This window comes from Sphingobacterium sp. UBA2610, from assembly GCF_002339225.1.
Taxonomy (GTDB): Bacteria; Bacteroidota; Bacteroidia; order Sphingobacteriales; family Sphingobacteriaceae; genus Sphingobacterium; species Sphingobacterium multivorum.
This window is the reverse complement of the sequence record NZ_DDKA01000035.1, coordinates 1-21,294: the sequence shown is the minus strand read 5'-3', so window position 1 is coordinate 21,294 and position 21,294 is coordinate 1. Positions and strand designations below refer to the sequence as shown.

Sequence of the window (21,294 nt, the reverse complement as noted above, 5' to 3'; positions counted from 1 at the left end):
AGCCGGATGACAAGAATTAAGACATATATAATTAATTTAGAAGAAAGGTTTGAAAGACGTCAACATATAATAGGAGAATTTAAGAACCGTGATGAGTTTGATATAAAGTTAATTCCGGCTATCAAAGATAGTATTGGTTCGTGGGGATTATGGTTAACGGTGCACAAAATAGTTGAAAATGCTAATCAAGAGAATCATCCTTATATTATAATATGTGAAGATGATCATTCATTCACTGATGCTTATAATAAAATCTCCTTTCTAAACATGATCGATTCAATCCATAAATATCAACCAGCTTTACTGATCGGTGGGGCGAGCTGGTTTGATGTGGCTCTTCCTGTTAAGGAAAATTTATTTTGGTTAAATCAGTTCAATGGTTTTCAGTTTACTATTATATTCAAAAAATTTTATGATACAATTTTAAATTTAAAATTTGAAAAAGGAAGAGCCATCGACTACGAATTTTCAAGCATTTCAGATCGTAATTTCGTACTATTCCCTTTTATTTCAATTCAAAAAGAATTTGGATATTCAGATGTAACAAAACGCAATGGTAATGAGGGGTATATTTCTAGGATTTTTGGTCGAAGCAGTGTAAAGTTAAACCAACTTTCCACCATTGCCAGATATTATAAAATATAACATGTATGACTGAGCCACTTTTATTGGGGGAATTTACTGTTCCTTCATTATGTTTAAATTTCACCGATTGCCAGATCGAGGATCAAGTAGATAATATGGCGCGTGGAAAACAGGAAGGAGTTAACAGTTCGAACAATTTGTTAGAATTAACAAAAAAATTTATTTTAGAGAATATTGATGATGACTTTGTCGTACTACTTTCTAACAATGAGTTTTTTATTGAAAGTGAACGCCACCTCGATCTTCTAAACTGTATAAATAATTCTTTACAATTGAATATTAAGATGCTATTAGCTAATGCACTGTATATTGGGCAGAGTTTACCGATCTCTCCCAAATTGAATTGGATTGATAAGTTTGGATATTCAGATTGTATTATTATATTTTCATCTATTTATAATGATATTCTAAATCAATCTTATATTGAGAATAGTGACTTTTGGAACTGTTTAAATGAGCTTACATGCCAAAAATTTATTATTCATCCTTTTATTGGATTAAATGGGAATAGATACTTTGAAAATTTTAAAAATTCTTCAAAAAAATTAAATGCTTTAAGGGAATTACAGGACATTTTTAGCAGATTATAATTTTAAAGTTCTCTAGAAATCTAAGAGTTATCAAGGTATCGAACCTAGAACTTCAAATCCATAGTTTAGATAATTAAAGTGGCCCGCAATCTCTGATGAATTTTAGACCACTTTCACAGATATGATTTACCATTAAGGACAGATATTTACAGCGAGAGCGAAATACAATATAAAAATCTTTGAAATACTGTCAGTTTTTTTACCATTAGATAAAACACATTTGCAATAGTCAATTTTGAAATGTGTCTACATGGATTTTTACAGCTGGATATAATGGTGATATTGACCCCTCTGCTGGACATACTGACCCCTCTGTTTAGGATTTCTTCAGTCCAACTGATGACCTGACAATATTACTTCTTTTTTCTTAGACTTTCGCCTTTTAACTCAATTCTATATGAGCCATGAATTAGCCTATCGAGTATTGCATCCGCAATTGTATCTTCTCCAATTACATCATACCAACTTGCAACCGGTAGCTGGCTTGCAATCACTGTAGATGCCTTAGCATGTCTATCTTCAATTATTTCCATCATGTCCAATCTTTGATGCTGGTCTAGGTTTACCAGGCCGAAATCGTCAATAATAAGAAGGTCTGTTTTTGATATTTTATCCATTAACTTATGTAGCGTACCTTCCAAACGAGCCATTTTCGTCTTTAGAAGTAGCTTTTGCAGATTAAAGTACAGTACCTTATAACCTTGTGCACAAGCTTGATGACCTAAGGCAGAGGCTAGAAAACTCTTCCCGCAGCCTGTAGCGCCACTGATCAGTATCGGATCTCCTTTTTTGATGTACTCGCCCGTAGCTAGGGCAGTGATCATTCCCTTATCCAACCCTCTGGTAGCTACCATGTTTATCTCTTCTATTGAAGCCTGATAGCGGAACCCCGCATTCTGCTTAAGGCGGTCAAACCGCTTTTCGTCCCTTTCATCTGCTTCTGCCTGCAACAATAGGGTTAACCCTTCAGAAAGAGTGAGTTCAGTGCTCCGGCGTGTTTCGTTCAGAGCTTTCCAGTTACGTTCCATACCGTGTAGGCGTAACGCTCTCATTTGTGTTTCAATGTTCATTTTAGTGTATTTATATCATGTATTATGTTCATTATGTTCATTCTGCTATTTCTTGGTCATTGCGCACCCAATCCGTCCTTTGGTTGATCAAAGTGTGTCGGCTGGCTACTTGCATAATATGCTCTACCTCGTATATTGGCATGTTCTGGCAATGCGTCTTTTACCAACGGTTCTTCTTCGCTGTTAGCGATGCCGTTTTCAAGTACGTTCTTAAAGAAATAGTAAGTGTAAAGCTTGTTTTTTAGAACATACTTACATGCTTTATCAAACTCTTCTACTGGAAAGTCCCGCTTTAACTTGAATAGACCGTCGCAGGTACGGTATAACTGTTCAGGGTAGCGGGCTCGCTTAAAAAGAACTTGCATAAGCTCATGGAACTCTGGTGAGTGCTCTCTAGCTCGGGCTAAATAGGTCTCATGACTTCGTTTCTTGTAGGCCTGATGTTCGGACTTTAAGTGTTCTGCAACAGTGGTATAGGCATTTTCCCTATAACTCCGTATATGCACAGCGATCTGTTTTCCTTGACAATAGATCGATACCATAGTACGCGTATAGATAAGCTTCACTTTCATTCCGATGTAGGTAAATGGGACACTGTAATAGTGTTTGTTGCGCTGCAGGTAGATATGGCCATTGTTTCCTACTTTGAGTTCTGCGTAGTACTTTAACTCGAATCGCTCACTTGGAAGCTCATCCAGTGTAGACTTTTCTGCACTTAAGAAACGCTCTTCTCGGCAATATGGTTTTTGTTGCATGCGCGTCTGGTTATGCTTTACCATACAGGTGTTTATAGCTTGATTAAGTGCATGTATATCGAAGAACTGCTGGTTTCGAAGGGGTGCAAATACGCGGCTATAAATCATTTTTACCTGGTTTTCTACCAGCGACTTATCCTTAGGACGAGCTGAACGGGCCGGGACTACAACTGTGCCGTAATGGTTGGCAAAGTCTTCCATGGATTGGTTCAGGACTGGTTCATATTTATCTGCTTTGATCACTGCCGCTTTTAGGTTATCGGGAACAATGGCTTTTGGTACACCTCCCATAGCCTCCAGGCAACAGCTCAGCGCGTAAAGAAAGTCGGGAGTTTGTTGAGAGCGTACGGCGATGGCAAACGCGTAATCTGAGAAAGGAAGACAGGCAACAAATACTTCACAGGCAATCAGTTCACCTGTGGACCGATCGATATAATGGAGTTTCTTTCCAGAAAAGTCAATATACAGTTTGTCGCCAGCGATGTGTTCCATCACCATGCTGCCTTTTCTGGAGACAAGCTGTTGCCTTAAGTGATATGTGAACTGTGGATAGCTATAACCAGTGGGGTCGCTCTCAATATACTCTTGCCAGAGCAACTGTTTGGTGACCCCGGTACGCTTAAGTTCTTTTTCGTAATAATCAAGACGGCTCTTCAGGTATTCAAACTTATCTGCCTTATATGCAGGATTACCTGAATGAAAAGATTTTTCTAATAAAGGGTCCTCTTGCTTAAGCAGTTCTTCGGTATTGAACCCGCCATCGGCCATCTTTTTCAGGTAAGACCGAACTGTATTCTTACTCATTCCAAGAATGCGGGCAATCGTTTTTATTCCACTGCCGCTCTGATACAATCTAATTAATTGCTTTATCTGACTCATTTGTTTTGGTTTTCCAGCCATCAGTGATCCAAAATTGTTTGATCACTAAGTAACAAAAACTACTCGCAAAGGGGTCAGCATGCTCCAGCACAATGAACTAATAATGAATTTAGGGGGTCAACATGAGCCAGTATGGCAGTTGAATATGGGCATTAAACGCAATATGCATCCCTAAAATTAATTCGATTTTGAGGGGTCAATATGCTCCAGTATATCCATACAGCCAAGAATGTTCCCAAAAATGGACCATAATCCCTGATTTTAAAAATTCCTTTGCACCACGGATCTCATCGTAGCTATATTCGAAAATTTCTTTAACAGGGATTTTCTGTTGAGATGTGTATTTGTGCTTCGAAAGTGAATACTTCATACGAAATGGGCCAGAGTATTGAGGAGTATACATTAAATCCCTTTCTCCCCTGTTATAAGTTTCAACAATATCATCCACAATTCTTAGCAAAAAAATCTCTCCCTTTTTAGCTGCAAAATGCTCTGATGCAAGAGTATCGTTTAATGGATCTATTACAAGATAGCCATTTTTATAAACGTCTCCTAATTCACAGAATAATTTTAAACTTATTAGATGTATATCCCAATCTATATAATATCCACCATAATGGAAAGTAATAAGGTATCTAGCTATATCGGCAGCTTCAGCATGATTTCTAGCAGTTTTGAAAGCATCTAAAGCATATCCATAATTATCCTTAATAAATCTCTCTATCTTTTCATCATTCCAAATCTTGAATGTAAAACCATAAGCTGACAACGGTTTCCATGATTCTAGACATGTTTTAACCAAATCAGAAGGTTTTCTCCCAGTAATATGATGAATAATTTTAGGAACCATAGTTGTTTAAATTTTAAAATTCTTTATAACTAGCAGTGGAAATTATACTTTATTAGTATTAATCCGCATATTAATTACTACAGAATGGCTGAAATTAAATATAGCAAATCAAGTCTTAGAAGGCAGATAAAAACTTTTCTACTATCTACTCATCTCCATTAAAAAATAATAGGACTGATCAATTAGATAATATAAATACTATCAATTTGATTCTGATAAATATGTTTCTTGGAGAAGTTTCCTAGTCGCATTTATTCTATTTACCAAATCGTTATCTGGATTCCTAACCGTAGAAAAAATTTTGTGATAAGACTCAATTGCCTGAATCGCCATCTTAATATTATCATATTCGAGTTCAGGTTTGGTTTCAGAGATGTTTTGATACCATTTAATATTATCATCAATAAATTTAAGATTACGATTGACAATTTCATTCGCACGCTTATTTTCACCTGTTTCGTATAATACGTTTATGATCGGGATATAACCCAATATATCACGCATCAGATATACACGTTTTGGCATCTTCTCGAAAGTCTCAACAGCCACTTTACGCGCTTCATCTTTATGACCTTCCATCATTAATTGCGTTGCAGTTCCGCCCATCACCGTATTCGTGATCATCGTGATCATGCGATAGGATTCCGGATCTAAATAAGAAGCATTCGCCATATTACCCCATTGATATTTCGTGGTAATATCTTTGAAAGCAGATTGCGTATCGACCAAAGTACCTTCAGATCCCTCGGGAGTAGCAATAGGCATTAAACGTAAGGCAAAACCTTCTTGGACCAAATATTTGTCCAATCCAAGATAGTTGTCATTTGGAACGGTTGCAGCGAAATAAATCGGACGTTTCCAGTTATTGTTCAACAGCACGTTTAGGATTGACAACTCTGCTCTGGATACATAGTTTCTATTATAGGTCCAGCTCATCGTATCCACAATAGACTCCTGCCACGCTTTTGGAACAACATTATTTTGCAACACCGCTTCCCTGTTCACTGGAAGGCTAAAATTTTTGGTCGGTAAAAAGTTTTCAAATTTACCACCTCGCAATTCCAATTTATTTTTTTGGTCATCAGACAATAAAATCTGCATCACCAAATCAAGATCTACGTGACCCGGAACTTTCATATCTTGATAATAAAGCACCTCACGAACACCTTTTTTGAACTTTTCGTCATCAATATTGATTGGCAATCCATCCGCTTGATTCACCTTTTGTTTCATTTGACGCATATACCAGTCGGAACTCAAAAGGCTTAGGTTCACCACCCGTACATCAGGACGATAATTTTCAACCTCTTGTACATACCACAATGGGTAGGTATCGTTATCACCATAGGTAAACAAGATCGCATTTGGCGCACAGGAAGCCAGGTAGTTTTTCGCTAAATCACGTGCTGTTGTTTTCTGTGAACGGTCATGATCATCCCAGTTTTGGAATCCCAGTAATACTGGTGCACCTAATAAACAAGCAGCAGTTGCAATACCTACAGCCATCTTACCATCAACTTTTTTGCTTAAATAATCTGCAATGGCAAATACCCCCAAACCGATCCAAATGGCGAAAGCGTAGAACGAACCTGCATAGGCATAATCACGTTCACGTGGTTGGAGTGGACTTTGATTTAAGTACAAAACAATAGCTAAACCTGTGAAGAAGAACAATAGCCCTACAATTCCGGCGTCACGTTGTCTTTTACCAAAGTGCCAGAATGCACCGATCAACCCAATGATCAAAGGCAAGAAATAGTATTTATTATTTGAAGGATCCGTTTTCAATGAATCCGGAATCGCATTTTGTCCACCTACATGCATCTGGTCAACAGGTTTAACACCGGAGATCCAGTTCCCTTCAGTAAATGATCCTTGTCCCTGTTGATCGTTCTGACGGCCAGCAAAGTTCCAAAGGAAATAACGGCCGTACATGTGTCCGATCTGATAGCTGAAGAAGAACTTTAAGTTATCCCCAAATGTAGGAGATTGCCCTTCCGGAATCTTGAGGTAATCACGATAATAATCGATATGCCCCTGATCTCTTGAACTATAGACACGCGGGAAGAACATTGTCTTATTGTATTTATAATCCATGCCATTCTCTACTTTCGTGTATTTATCCTTGTCTTTTCTATAGGTATAGGTCGGTACAGCGTCCTCCACCTGCGCATCAAAGGTTGGTCCGTTTAAAAGCGGCTCACTCGCATATTGCTCCCGGCCCAAATAACTGACAAAAGAAAAAGCATTATCCGGATCACTGTTATTTAAGGTAGGGTTCGCTTTGGCCCGTACCATTATCATCGCAAAAGAACTATAACCAAAGATGATAAATGCGGTACTGATCAGAATCAGGTTCAACATCGGCTTTGCTTTTTTGATCGAGTACCATACAGCATAAACAAAAAGAGCAATGACCAATATAAAAAAAAGATTAAATCCGGTACCGAAGCCCATACCCAAACTATTCACAAAGAATAGATCAAAATATGCAGCAGCTTTGACCGTATATTGAATGATACCCCATAAAATCAGGGCAAGCACAATAACGCCGATCAGGAACGCTTTGGTCGCACCCGAAGAGGTCACTGTTTTTGATCGTTTAAAATAAATTACCAAGGCAATAGCAGGAATCACAAGTAAGTTCAATAAATGGACTCCAATTGATAGTCCCATCACATAGGCGATAAAGATCAGCCAACGGTCAGCACCAGCCTCATCAGCGTGGTTTTCCCATTTTAGAATTCCCCAAAATACGACGGCTGTACATAAAGAAGACATGGCATATACTTCGGACTCTACTGCAGAAAACCAAAATGTATCGGTAAACGCATACGCTAAGGCGCCTACAGCGCCCGAACCGAATATTTTAATTAAATCGGGTGATGTATATGATCCATCAACACCTTTTACAACGATTTTCTTTGCTAAAGCTGTAATTGTCCAGAACAAAAATAGAATAGTCAGACCACTACATACAGCAGATCCCACATTCATCCAAAAAGCAATTCGTGTCACATCACCTCCTGCAAGATTGGAGAAAATGTTTTGAATCATTAAGAATAATGGTGCTCCTGGCTGGTGCACAATTTGGAGTTTAAAGGCTGAGGCGATAAACTCACCACAGTCCCACCAACTCGTCGATCGTTCGGCAGTCATGACATACGCTACAGTTGCTATTAGCGCACATATCCATCCTAAAAGATTGTTGATTTTAGTATAGTTCATAAAAATTACACTTAATTTTCAAAAGTTTATTTGCAGTTGATTATCAGTCCTATAAATTGATTTAAAGCCTAAGCAATTGTTCCTGTATATTTTCATTATTTAAACCTAGCTTCTCAAAGACTAATTTTGTTTCGCGTTCATTTTGTAACAATTTTAAAAACTCAGATTTCCCATATTTCTTGATACCATATTCACACACAACACTTGCAATAACATAACTGGCAGGAAAATCATGTTTCCAATAAGACTTGTCAAATATACTAGATTGACAAACTTTCCAAATATCTATGTTACTAGCTTCTTTTTTGAATATAGCTTTAAGTTGCTCATAAGATAGCGTTCCACTTCCACCTAAATAAGTAGCAAGCCCTTCGTCGAAGAACTGATTTATACCCGGCACGGCTTTCCTGATATACAGGTGGCTGATTTCATGTGGATAATATTCCGAATTATTCGCAGACAGTATATTATCTTTATAAACAACGCCACCAGTACTATCAGCGAACATCATAGGATGATATTGAAAACCTTGCATATTAAAAAATTCTTCTACTGTCGATGCAGAATAGTAAGTTAATGGGATCCTGGGTAAATCAAAATATTTAGAAATTATTTTATTAAACTTTATTTGATCTTTAATGTCCTTATTAATATTCTTCAATCTATTTCTACTAATGTAATAGGTCATTTCTTCTTTTTCCATTCTTTGCCATGTCTGCTCAGTAAAATTCAGATAAGAAGAAATTTTTACCGTATCATTATCATACTTTGCTATTACGTTTACTATAGCTTTCAAAAGGGGCTTGCTAGAAGAGATAAAACTGATCTTCACAATAAATTGCTTCTGAGGAATCCATGGTATTATCTCCATAATGCAAGGGTCGAAAACATGTTTTCCAGAATTATTATTCTCCATGTCTTGCAGGAAGAAAAATGGGCTACCAAATCGGTCAAAATCAGATCTTTCGCAAAATTTATATCTATTAATATTAGTGTAGTCATCCCTAAACCTTAAAAAACTATCGACAGTATTGACAATCTTCTGATTGATAGGCATTTCTAAATCAACTATAGGTGAAACGGCAATGGACGGTGTTCCCTGACTATAAGCGGAAAATAAAATACAGAGTTTTACAAGTAGCAATAAGTATTTCATAATAATTTATTCTGTGAAAGAATTAACGAATGCAATAACATTTTTTTCTAATTCTTGTGATGACAGTTGTGGTCTTCTGTGATGTAAATGATACAAATCCCCCTTTACCCTGTGGACTTTTTTTGCGTCGATAAGAACGCGAAATACCCTATCAAGGTCGTCTATCCCCCACCCAACAATCGATTCGTTTTCTCCCCCAAGTTCAGTATATGAATGTTTATTCACAAAAACTCCACCTCCGACTGAATTAGTTATGACTACTTGATTTTTAGTATCTATAAGAAGATTTAATTCCAAATCCCTATCAAAAGATTTTATGGCATCATCATCAACAATATTTATAAAGTAATTGTCAAAAGGTAGTGCTAATGTGTAATCTGATTCAATAGCCTCTATAGATTCAATGATAGACGAAGTTTTAACAAAGCAATCGCAATCCATATATCCTATTATATTCTTCTCGGTTTCTCTCATAAATCTATTAAAATATTTAGTTCTATAAAGAGTTTCTGTCTCATCTTTAATAAATGTATAGCTCAAACTTTTATATTCTTTCGGAAAGTATTTACGGCTATTATCAACTTCCCATATGACAATTGAAAAATTAAAATGCTTTTCCATATATTTCAAAAATATATCGACATTTCTTCTTCGATCATCAGAATCAATTTTAATTAAAAGAAAAATAACAACATTTGAGTTCTTGTATCTCCTAGCTTTTATAGTTTCTAGAATTGCTTGGACATAAACATATGAGCATTTCTCTTTATTTACATAATCCAGTCGGGATTTAAATGGAGAAAATTCTTTATAATGACCTTTATAGAATAATTCATGAGCATTGGTTACAAAAACTCCTGCATTATGCAAAATATTTACTGAATTCCAATGATCAATATTTTGATATGGCCAACAAAAATCCAGTTCTTTAGAAATTACAATTTTGAATTTAAAAAAATGAGCATTTAACACTAAAGACCACATATCACTGCACCAAACCTGTAGGGCCTTAAAATCTCGTGTTAATTCGCGGTCGATATGTTCAGTTGCTGAAATATATTCTTCTTTATACTTTTCGAGATTTTTAGAAAGGAAATCATAAATTTCCTCACAGTCATGCTCATGTTTACTCCAAAAAGCACTCGAAACTTTTCGTAGAATATGTTGAGCTCCTCCAAAACTAAAGTAATTACTAAAAACAACTTCGGGATTGACATTTGTGATATGACACAGATCATGTATAATATTGGGGTTTAAAGAATTTAGGACCTCCAAACCAATGTATTCATTGGAATTTGACAGATACCATGTTCTTTCACTTTGTCCTTTCTTCATAAGTTCATAATCAGGAATCTGGCGGAATATTATATCAGCATCGTGATAGAAAATATCCTCATTCTCCAGCTCAGGAAAATAGTCAAAGTGCTTTTTAATTATATGTGGTCTTATGGATGAGAGATAATTTCTTCTAGTCCGTGTATCTTCATAAAAGAAAAACTTTGCCCGATCACTATATTGGTCAACGAATTGTAAAACTCTAGGATCTATATCATCAATATAACTAAATAACACATGGATATTAGAACATGCTACCCCTAAACGAGAAAAGTTATTAAGCAGAATCTCGAGTTGCCATTTGAAATAAAACTCTGCTGGTTGGGCTGAAAGATAAATCATAGTTATAATTTGAGTAATATAATAACATAATAAATAAACGGTTATTTACTTTTTTGCCTAAAGTATTTTTTAAGATGATGCCCAGTTTGGAATCTAAAAGACCAAAATTGGAGCTATTTTCCAATAGATTTAAAAGACAAACGTCCTCAAATTTTTCGACTATATAAGCATGCTGGATCCGAAAAGATAAATTACGACGAATATTCTTTGTCTCAAAGATTGATTCTGTCACATCGAAATAGACAGATTTGAAATTACAATAGCTGGGATTGTATTCCTTTTCAGTTATCATTTTAAAAATGTTTGATAATCTCTCCTCAATAGAATAACAAATTTTTGAATATATATTTTCTTCACGATAGACCTTGATAAGGAGTTCGCAATAGAACAAGAATTTTAGATGCTTGGGTAAGGAAATTGAATCATTTTTTTTATTCAAAAATTTATCGACATACATTATTAATTCACAAAGTAAAAATGTTGCTCCCTGAAATATAAAATAATCATCTTTCAACTTGTCATATCTATATCCAAGATAATTAAGAACCAGAAATGAGCTCAGATCATCTGAGTTTATCTTTGTTGTCCTAATTTTCTTCTTAACGTATTCATCAGACAATAGGAAGAAATCCTCAGGTAGATCAATTAAATCATATTTTTCTAGATACAGAACCGAGTTAAAAAATAATAAGAAATTTGACTCATCAAATTGAGGAAGCTTTTCAATACAATCCTCCAAGATGGCGACACCAGTATCATATAGATTTTCATCAGAAGAAGCATCCGCTAATAAAATGTATGCGAAGAATACCCCAACATTGCCATTTGCAAAAGAATAATTATTAAAGCCGCTAAGATCTTCTAAATTGGCCAGTCCCTCCATCCGAATATTTTAATAATTTGTTTGTATTGGTTCATAAAATGGATATTTGAAATTAAACAGCATCTCAAAATTATTTTTGAAATGCTGTTCTCAAATCTCAATTAGCTTCCGGAAATTCTTCCACAAGTACCTGTTAATCTATCACACCCTACGCTGTAATTGGTTTCTGGTGGTAATGTTCCTCCTGGAAAAGTAGCGTCTGCACCTCCAATTACATTTTTCATAGATTTTTGGGATAAGCTTACGAGCTTGTCAACATCGAATGTTGGGTTAATTTTAATTTTCTTTTTCATGATTTAATAAATTAATTACTAAAACCCAATTTATAATTTTCATATCAAATAAAGAAATTTTTTATAAAATTTTATTTTTGGATTAACATCAGTAATAAGATTTAATGCTATTCCAGACAAACCAGTAACAAATGACATACGATCTAAATATTCATCAGGTTGAACCCTCGCCCAAGGTGCTATACCAAGGTATTTTTCACTAAATGAAGCACTTTGCAATATATTATCCGTTAAATCGGTGGATTTTAACAGATATCTTTTATCTTTCGTAATTTCATAGAATAATCGAAATATTAGTGATACGCCGGCCTTACCGTAGCCTAAACTAAAATCTCTGGTTACATTATTAAGATTTTCATTTAAAAGGCATTTTTCCATAATGTTAATTACTAAAGCACTGGGTTTTCCATTTTCAATTTTGTTCAAATATGTTTCTATAAAATAAAGGCTATATCCAATGCTTAGGTCGCCATAGGCCCACTCTACCCTAGTAATGTCATTTGCTTCATTAAGATATATGGGAAAAAAACTATGGCTAGTATCTTTCTTAATATTCATAATGATGAAATTATAACTCTTATGTATTATTTCATGGCAAAGTTCCGGTAAGACACCTCTTATAGTACATTGTAAAACAAATATTTGTATTGCAACAATACCATGTGTTAACCCTAAATAGATTCTTGGCTCTCCTGGGGTAATACTTTCATTTATCCAATACATAGTATTTTGTTCAACAATAGAAATATCGTACAATTGCCTCACAATGCATTCGAGTTCAATTTTCGAATCTGCATCATTTTTACCCAAGAAATAATATCCACCACATAAAATACCGTCAATAGGCTCTATATTCTTCTGTTTATATGCCTGCATACTTTCATATCGTACGAAATTATCGATTGAAATCATTTCTTTTGGTAAATATTTCCGATAGTCGTTATCCTTAGCTAGTATATTAATAAAATTACCGAAATCTGAAATTTGTTCGAATAAATAACCTTCAATATCATGATTTCGTATATTATTGCTTATAAGATCAAGGGTATTTAATATTTTATCCTGAGACAGTGTATTACCAAATAACTTATCTTTCGTATATAAGAAAAGTAAATGACCCAATGCACCGTACTTAATATCAAATCTTTTTATATTTGAATAATCTGTTTGGTTAATATAACTTGCAACTTCATCAATAAATTTAATTCGCATGCTCATAAACTCTGTTTTTATTAGGATTTGTACAGGACAAGTTAATAGATTTAATGATAATATTCTAACAAATATAGAAGATATTATTAATGAAAATATTGAATCTTTTATGTTAGTGGATATTGACTTGTATTATGAACTTGAGAAGAGAAAAACAGGATCAAGATATAGAAAAAGAAGTAAGGAAAAGAAGATGCTCTTAACCTTATATAAATACTTTTCAAGAATGTTAATAAGGCCAGTTCCATTCGGTTTTTTTTCATATGTCGGAATTATTAAAGCCTCAGACCAATTTCTATTTAAAAAAATACTGGAAGGAGAAAAGAAAATTGAAATCAATAACGATATTTTATGGAAGTATTTCCACTTAAATAAAGATGTTTTTCTATTTGGAAGACTAAAAGCGAATGATACAACTTTTGTCCATGGCGAATTCATTAAATTCTATGTTCATAATGAAGTAACAGGGAAACTGGAGTTAAGAACTATTAATTTTGATGAAGGTATTATGATGTTGCTTTCTTGGCTACAAAAAAAACAGTATAAAAATTATAAAGAAATATATGATTATTTAATTTCTGAATTTGATATTGTGAAGTTGGAAGCTGAATCTCTTTTGAGTACGCTTTTTAGTCAGGGGTTATTGATAAGTGGACATTTTCCATTTATATTGAATGAATCATCTTATCTTGAAAGATTAATTGCTTATTGTGGCTCTAGCGAGCAAACCAAGATATTAAAAGAAAATCTTGTCAGCATACAAAAAAGCCTTAAGTCAATTAAAAGCGGTATGGAGAATAATTTTATAATTGAATGCGAAAATATTATTAGAATACTAAAAAAAGGTGGCATAAATGACACTAAAATCTTCAAAGGTCAGACTAATCTTAATACAAAGCATCTAACTGTACCTAAAAGGCCTTTGGAATGTCTCGAAGAAAATATAGAAGAAATTCTTTCATTTAGTGAAATAGAACAATATAATTTTTCATCGTTTATTAATAAAATGGAGAGCATTATAAAAACTCCTGCCAAATTAGTTGATGTGCTCGAAATTTTTAAGGATGCGCCGGTAGAAGTTGTCCGACAATCAGATGAAAATATAATAAATTTAATCAAAGAAAAAATAGAACAGAATATAGTTCAAGATGAGATCTTGCTCGAAAATATAAAAATTGACAGAGATTTTAATAAAAAAATTTCAAAAAATATAACTATCCAATATAAAGTTTTAGAATCTAATGGGGTTTTATTACATCAAATCAATAATTATCCCATCGAAAAATATTTAAATAGGTATTTTGAATATAATAAAGAGGTTAAAGAATATGTCGAGAACTTTTCAATCGAATCAGATGTACTAACTCTTGAAGTAGACATTTTGCCGCATGTACGTACATTTAATATTGTAAATGAAACAGATAATAAATGTTCTTTTTTTTATAAACAGAATGAGGAAAAAATTAGCATCGATATATCAGATATTTATGTGACTACTTATATGGACAGAGTTTTATTGTTTTCATTGATACATCAGAAACAGATTATACCAAAATTTACGAATATTTTATTTCCACCACTATTTCAAAATGATTTATTATTAAAATTTTTGCACGAAATTCATTTGCAAAATGAGTCTAAACTAAGCATTATTTCCTGGAAAAATATTCTAAATAGTAATTTAATAGAGAGGAATAAATGTTATTTTCCTAGGATCCGATATAAAGACATTATTATTTCCCCAAAGACTTGGAGATTTACCGATATGGAAGTATACAAAAATTTCATAACTAATAATCATCTTCCAGAAATCTTTCTACTGATCGATAAATTTGGTGATCCAATTTTATTGAAAAAGGAGTTATCACTTTCAGAGGAAATCGTACAAAAAGAAATTGAAAAAGGCGAAATTATAATTCAAGAATATATTCCTGGTACAAATGAAATTCAGTACGAGCATGAACTAATTGCCCAAATAAAAAGGAAGGATTCTTCTGATATTAATTTTAATGATTTTATACTTAGTGAAATTAATTCAATTACACAACCGAGTGATTTTTTGTCTAACAATTTGCTGCAATGGCTGTATATTAAAGTTTATTGCGATGAGCATAATTGTGATGAAATTATAATGGATGTAATAGAGATTGCTAACAGAAGTTTAAGTTCTCTAAAAATTAAAAAATACTTTTTCTTGAGGTATAACGATGGAAAGAACCATATCCGTTTTAGATTCCTTATCGAGGATTTAATAAATAGAAACTCTCTATTTGAATTGTTAATTGACTCGTTGAATTCAAAATTCAAAAATCTTACAATTACAAAGGATGTTTACAGAGACGAGCGACGAAGATATTTCTATCATTCGATAGAAACTGTAGAAGATATTTTCTATTTGGACAGTAAATTTTCTAGTGAACTTTTATATCAAAAAACAAGGACAGAATTCTTTTCGATACTTGCCTATTCGGTAGAGTCTTATTTAGATGATCTAGGATTATTGGACATCTCCGTAATTAACGATTTCATCGAGATCTTTAGGTGTTTTTTCCCTAATATATATGCAAAAAATCATATTTTTAAATCGGAAATAAATATTATCGATAACAATCTTGAATTATTAATCAACAAGAGATCAATTGAATTTAAGCGTCATTGGAACACAGTTAATTACACCGAAAGGAAACTATATATAAAATATGTATGGAATTATATTCACATGCATTGCAATAGGCTATCAAATTCACCGTTGAACGACGAGATCAAAGTTTATCTATCACTGAAAGAAAAATTTCAATCGCAGACATAAAACTGTTAAATTGTTTACACCTGAGGGATAATTAAATTATGTAAAGAACGAAAATAAAAGATATATCGGGAGGCCAAACTTTTTACGTCTACATTTTTGCTGTCCCTAAGTCGATTAAATGTTTCGTCATTTTATAAAAATCTGGAAGTTCAGCATGGATTTAAAAAAAATGTATGACACCAGTAATTTAAAATAGATAGTTTTATATAGAAGGACAACTCTTGAGGTGATCCGTATTATTTCAACAAAGGTATTTATGTTCTACATGATCAATTAAAATATAACCAATCAATAATTATAGAAAGAAAGTGCTAAAAAAATTTCCTTATTACAAGCAGATGGATATGATGGATTGCGGTGCAACCTGTCTCCGAATGGTCTTTAAATTCTATGGGCAATTGGTTTCCATCCATAAAATCCGAAAACTCTGTCAAACTACTAAAAACGGAGTTAATATGCTGGGTATCTCCGAAGCCGCGGAAAAGTTAGGTTTCCGGACTTATGGAGTACGATTAAACCTAGAACAACTTGCTGAAGTAGAATTGCCATGTATCCTGCATTGGAACCAAAATCACTTTGTAGTACTCTATAAAATCAAAAAAGGAAAGTATTTTATTGCCGATCCGGCGACTGGTCTGGTCTCATATGGGGAAAAAGAATTTGCTGGAAACTGGTATTCTACTAAGGAACTACATTCAGGCCTATCCCTTCTATTAAGTCCTAGTCCAAATTTTTATCAGTTAGATGATGAAGAAACCGAACTTACATTGGAATGGGGTAAGATGTTCAGGTATTTCTTTAGATATAAAAAGCTTTTCCTACAGTTAGTTCTTGGAATGGTTCTCGGAACAGTTCTACAATTAATCACTCCATTTCTAACTCAATCCATCGTCGACATTGGGATCAATACCAAAAATATCAGTTTTATTAATTTAATTCTAATCGCCCAGCTTATGCTCTTTGTTGGGGCAAGTTCAGTTTCCTTTATTCGGTCCTGGATCATGCTACATATCAGCACTAGAGTGAATATTTCAATTTTGACAGATTTACTGATCAAGATCATGAAACTTCCAATGTCATTTTTTGATCTAAAAACTCATGGGGACTTGATGCAGAGGATGTCAGATCAACAGCGTATTGAAGCTTTTCTCACAGGAGACACTTTGAACACCTTATTTTCATTGATCAATATGCTAATCTTTGGGACTTTGCTAGTAATATATAATAAAATAATCTTTGTAGTTTTTTTCGTAGCAACTATTTTATATACTCTATGGATTTTGTTTTTTATGAAATTTAGAAGAGAACTCGATCATAAACGATTTAAGATAGGTTCCGAAAATCAAACTTATATGGTAGAAATGATTCAGAGCATTAAAGACATCAAGCTTAATAATGCCCAAAAGCAGAAACGTTGGGGATGGGAGGCATTACAAGCCAAATTATTTCAATTTAAAGTAAAAAGTCTAGCGCTTTCACAGTATCAGTCGCTTGGATCGATGGCTATCAATCAAGCCAAAGGAATTTTAATCACTTTTATAAGTGCCAAAGCAGTTATAGATGGTGAAATTACTCTTGGGGGAATGATGGCGATTCAATATATTGTCGGCATGGTAAACGGCCCCGTCGAGTCTTTGTTAAGCTTTATGCAATCTTATCAGGATGCCAAAATTAGTATGGAACGACTGAATGAAATATACGAGACGGAAGAAGAAGAAGATATTCGAAAAGATTACCTTTCAAGATTGCCAACTCAGAGAGATATTGAAATTCGCAACCTGACTTTCCGTTATTATGGCGCAGGTAATGAGCCTATATTTAATAAACTCAACCTGACTTTTCCTTCTGGCAAAACAACTGCGATAGTAGGAACGAGTGGTAGTGGTAAAACAACTATATTAAAGTTGTTGTTGAGATTTTACGATTATGAGGAAGGGGAGATTCTTATCGGTGGTAAACGTCTGGAGCAGTTAGATTTTACGTTATGGCGGGACAGTTGCGGAGCTGTATTGCAAGACAACTATATCTATGCTGATACTATTGAACGTAATATTGCAATCAATGATGAGTTTCCAAATGAAGAGCGTTTACAAAATGCTATCACAATCGCAAATCTGGATGAATTTATTACAGAACAACCTTTTGGAATATCAACCAAGATCGGTACTGGTGGTAAGGGGGTTAGTCAAGGACAACGACAGAGACTTATGATTGCCCGCGCTGTTTATAAGGAACCGGAATTTATATTTCTGGATGAGGCAACCAATTCTCTCGACGCTAATAATGAAAAAGTAATCATTGAAAATTTGGATCGTTTTTTTCAAAATAGGACGGTTGTTGTTGTTGCACACCGCTTGAGTACAGTAAAAAACGCAGACAATATCGTAGTGATTGAAAAGGGAGTAATTGTAGAACAAGGTACTCATTTAGAGTTAACACAATTAAAAGGACGATATTTTGAATTGGTAAAAAATCAATTGGAACTTGGAAATTAAAGAATGAAAAAATCTAATTTGATGCAAGAAGATCTTCATTCGGAAGATTTAAATGAAATTATTACTAAACCGCCCTCTTGGTTATTGCAACGAGGCATCTCTTTGATACTAGGCACAGTTGTATTGATATTAGGATTATCCGTATTTATACGCTTCCCAGAAATAGTGACAAGTTCTGTAAAATTTAATAGTATAAATGCTCCAAAGATTATTACAAGTAGAAATAACGGCATCTTGGTAAAAATCTTGGTTAAGGACGGAGATTGGGTAAAAACAGGGACGGAATTAGCTTATCTCGAAAGTACCGCAGACCATAGTCAAGTGACAATGCTGATCGACCGTTTACAAAATTTGAAAAAAGTTGATAACGAAGATTATAATTTAGAAAGCCTGATTGCTCCTAACAAATTGAATCTTGGAGAATTGCAAGGAAGTTATCAGAATTTTTATCTTGCATATTTAAATTATAGAGCTGCAAGCAATGATGGGATCTACCAAAAACAAAGAGGAGTTTTAGAGCAGGAAAAGATTAATTTAGCAAGACAATATGAAAAAGAATCGCAATCTTTTAAACTGCAACATCAACAACTAAAACTTGCCGAAGAAGAGTTTGAAAAATACCAGTTGTTAGCTCAAAAGAAAATAATAAGCCCTTCTGAACTTCATCAAAAGGAAGCATTACTACTCGCAAAAAGGCAAACTATACCACAAATGGAAAATAACTTGATTGGTTATGAAGGTAATATACTTTCTAAAAACAGAGAATTATCAGACCTAAGTAACCAAATCAATGAAGAGAGCAAAAAATTTGTACAGGCGCTAAATAGCTTCATAAGTGAAGCTGAAACTTGGAAGCGACAATTTATATTAACAAGTCCCGTAAATGGTAAACTCATATATGGTTCTTTTTTACAAGAGAACCAGTCAGTTAAAATTGATCAGCCTCTGTTTTACGTAAACCCAAATAACGATCAATATTATGGCGAACTCATGCTTCCACAGGTAGTATCTGCAAAAGTAAAAAAAGGACAGAAAGTATTAATAAAAGTTCGTAGTTACCCATATCAGGATTACGGCTATTTAAATGGAAAAATAGATTATATCTCGGACATACCAATGCAAGATAGCGTGTTTTTTGCAAAAGTGACACTTTTTAGATCTGCTACTGATTCGTTAATTATTTTAAAGCCTGGAATATATGGTGACGCAGAAATTATTACTGAAGATAAATCGATTTTTAAAAGGATATGGGATAACTTAACAAAAAGCTTGAAGTTTTAACTTACAAAAATTTAAAGGCATAAAGTCCATTATCATTACTTTTTTTAAAAACTATAGCGTGCCTTTGAAATAATTATTCAACTATGAAATATCGTGTCAGTATATCAGTAATAATGCCCTGCTATAATGCATCACAATACGCTTATGAAGCCATAGTTTCTATAATCGAGCAGAGTCATGAAGACTGGGAATTGATTGTTGTGGATGATGGCTCTATAGATAATACTGTGCAAATTATCCAAAGTTTTAATAATGATCGAATTAGGTTGTACAGGTTGAGGAAAAACCATGGAAATTACTATGCCAGAAATTATGGTATTAAACAAGCCAGTGGTAAGTACATTGCTATGATGGATGCAGATGATATTTCTATGCCTCATAGACTACGTAGACAATTCGATTTCTTGGAAAAACATAAGCGCGTTGGAGCAATTAGCTGCAATTATAATTTAATAGATGAAAATGGTCATAAAAAAGGGACAGTTAAAAGAAACTACAAATATAAAGATCTTAAGGTTAGGTTGTTATTAGATAATTATATATTACAGTCTACAATTTTCATAAGAAGCCATTTATTAAAAAAGCACGGGATTAAATATGACGAGCGTTTTTTATACGCATCCGATTATCATTTTGTTTTTCAATGCAGCAAATATTTTAGAATTCTTGGTATTGAAGATATTCTTCTTTCTTACAGAATAAATTTTGATGGAATTACAATATCGAAGTTTGAAATACAGCAAGAACATGCCAGAGTAATTAGGAAGGAAATATTTGCTTATTATTTTGGGAAAGTGCTCACGCTGTCAGAATATGATATTATTCAAGACCTATCAGATAAATACTTTTCTAAAAAGTTATATGATAAGTTAAGGGTTGAAAGACTTCTGAATAAAATGCTTGATTACAACAATCAAAGCCGGATGTTATCTCAACAACACCTTTATAGGATTCTTATTAGCCTTGCAATACAATATTTTAAAGAAGAACTTAAAAAGCAAATTGAAGATAGCAAAATAAGAGGCTATATATCTAAACTAATTTTGTAATAAAACTTAAATACTAACCATTTTTATTTTATTTTCTATATTTTCAAACACAAAAAGCTTTTTTAACTAAGTAAAATCATTTATTTAGAGATGAAACAATATACCAAATTTGGATTTGAATATATACATAAAAATATGTATATTTATACATAGCATTTGCAGTTAAAATGTATTTGAAAAAAGGTGCGTTATTCGGGGAGTCGAATTACAAAAGAGCCTCAAAATATTGTTAAACACTGATTTTCGGACAAGGTTCGAATCCCAGCGGGATCACTGAGAAGAGCTAATCGCAAGATTGGCTTTTTTTTGTGTTAATAACAAAAATCAATCAGATCATTCTGCATTAAACGGATCAAGTAGACTTCTTGGGGGAATATCAAAAATTTCCTAGTTTAGCATTTTTAATACAGATATCCCTTGCA

At 33.6% G+C, this 21,294-nt stretch carries 15 protein-coding genes; 6 read left to right on the top strand and 9 right to left on the bottom strand.

Annotated features, from left to right (window positions below; all coding sequences use genetic code 11):
* The first annotated feature begins 6 nt into the window (after positions 1 to 6).
* A complete protein-coding gene (locus B4Z47_RS24230; protein ID WP_070569030.1) occupies positions 7 to 645 on the top strand; it encodes a hypothetical protein in 639 nt (212 codons plus the stop codon).
* A gap of 5 nt (positions 646 to 650) precedes the next feature.
* Positions 651 to 1,235: a hypothetical protein gene (locus B4Z47_RS24225; RefSeq protein ID WP_070569033.1), complete on the top strand. Its 585-nt coding sequence runs from the start codon at positions 651 to 653 to the stop codon at positions 1,233 to 1,235.
* A 353-nt stretch (positions 1,236 to 1,588) separates the two neighbouring features.
* Here B4Z47_RS24225 and istB read toward each other — a convergent pair whose 3' ends face one another.
* From istB to B4Z47_RS24180, 9 genes are all read right to left on the bottom strand, one after another.
* Positions 1,589 to 2,287 (bottom strand): IS21-like element helper ATPase IstB, encoded by a 699-nt coding sequence (istB, locus tag B4Z47_RS24220; RefSeq protein WP_227550218.1) that lies wholly within the window; start codon positions 2,285 to 2,287, stop codon positions 1,589 to 1,591.
* Positions 2,288 to 2,361: 74 nt separating this feature from the next.
* Complete coding sequence (gene istA, locus B4Z47_RS24215; RefSeq protein ID WP_228429327.1) at positions 2,362 to 3,939, bottom strand: IS21 family transposase; 1,578 nt, start codon at positions 3,937 to 3,939, stop codon at positions 2,362 to 2,364.
* A 196-nt stretch (positions 3,940 to 4,135) separates the two neighbouring features.
* On the bottom strand, positions 4,136 to 4,789 hold the full coding sequence (locus B4Z47_RS24210; protein ID WP_286728108.1) for a glycosyltransferase family 32 protein: 654 nt from the start codon (positions 4,787 to 4,789) through the stop codon (positions 4,136 to 4,138).
* A gap of 201 nt (positions 4,790 to 4,990) precedes the next feature.
* Complete coding sequence (locus tag B4Z47_RS24205; protein ID WP_286709529.1) at positions 4,991 to 8,017, bottom strand: protein O-mannosyl-transferase family; 3,027 nt, start codon at positions 8,015 to 8,017, stop codon at positions 4,991 to 4,993.
* 61 nt (positions 8,018 to 8,078) lie between these two features.
* The gene (locus B4Z47_RS24200) at positions 8,079 to 9,173 is read right to left on the bottom strand and encodes a hypothetical protein (protein WP_070569041.1); all 1,095 of its coding nucleotides are present in this window, start codon (positions 9,171 to 9,173) and stop codon (positions 8,079 to 8,081) included.
* A 6-nt stretch (positions 9,174 to 9,179) separates the two neighbouring features.
* Positions 9,180 to 10,850, bottom strand: a complete 1,671-nt coding sequence (locus B4Z47_RS24195; RefSeq protein WP_070569044.1) for a galactosyltransferase-related protein — start codon at positions 10,848 to 10,850, stop codon at positions 9,180 to 9,182.
* Positions 10,786 to 11,733 carry a hypothetical protein gene (locus B4Z47_RS24190; protein WP_070569047.1) on the bottom strand — a complete coding sequence of 316 codons (948 nt, stop codon included), beginning with the start codon at positions 11,731 to 11,733 and terminating at the stop codon, positions 10,786 to 10,788. The genes B4Z47_RS24195 and B4Z47_RS24190 overlap by 65 nt, the downstream gene beginning before the upstream one ends.
* A 101-nt stretch (positions 11,734 to 11,834) precedes the next feature.
* Entirely contained in the window at positions 11,835 to 12,026 is a 192-nt protein-coding gene (locus B4Z47_RS24185) for a hypothetical protein (protein WP_070569050.1), read from the bottom strand.
* A gap of 39 nt (positions 12,027 to 12,065) precedes the next feature.
* Positions 12,066 to 13,244: a lanthionine synthetase LanC family protein gene (locus B4Z47_RS24180; protein WP_083296077.1), complete on the bottom strand. Its 1,179-nt coding sequence runs from the start codon at positions 13,242 to 13,244 to the stop codon at positions 12,066 to 12,068.
* Between B4Z47_RS24180 and B4Z47_RS24175 the strand changes: the two genes are divergently transcribed.
* The 4 genes from B4Z47_RS24175 to B4Z47_RS24160 all read left to right on the top strand — a co-directional run bounded on the left by B4Z47_RS24175 (position 13,237) and on the right by B4Z47_RS24160 (position 20,872).
* The gene (locus tag B4Z47_RS24175; RefSeq protein WP_070569056.1) at positions 13,237 to 16,047 is read left to right on the top strand and encodes a thiopeptide-type bacteriocin biosynthesis protein; all 2,811 of its coding nucleotides are present in this window, start codon (positions 13,237 to 13,239) and stop codon (positions 16,045 to 16,047) included. The genes B4Z47_RS24180 and B4Z47_RS24175 overlap by 8 nt on opposite strands.
* Before the next feature lie 308 nt (positions 16,048 to 16,355).
* A complete protein-coding gene (locus B4Z47_RS24170; RefSeq protein WP_083296078.1) occupies positions 16,356 to 18,542 on the top strand; it encodes a peptidase domain-containing ABC transporter in 2,187 nt (728 codons plus the stop codon).
* Between the two features lie 3 nt (positions 18,543 to 18,545).
* On the top strand, positions 18,546 to 19,823 hold the full coding sequence (locus tag B4Z47_RS24165; RefSeq protein WP_070569060.1) for an HlyD family efflux transporter periplasmic adaptor subunit: 1,278 nt from the start codon (positions 18,546 to 18,548) through the stop codon (positions 19,821 to 19,823).
* 83 nt (positions 19,824 to 19,906) lie between these two features.
* Positions 19,907 to 20,872 carry a glycosyltransferase family 2 protein gene (locus B4Z47_RS24160; RefSeq protein WP_070569063.1) on the top strand — a complete coding sequence of 322 codons (966 nt, stop codon included), beginning with the start codon at positions 19,907 to 19,909 and terminating at the stop codon, positions 20,870 to 20,872.
* Positions 20,873 to 21,294: the final 422 nt, after the last annotated feature.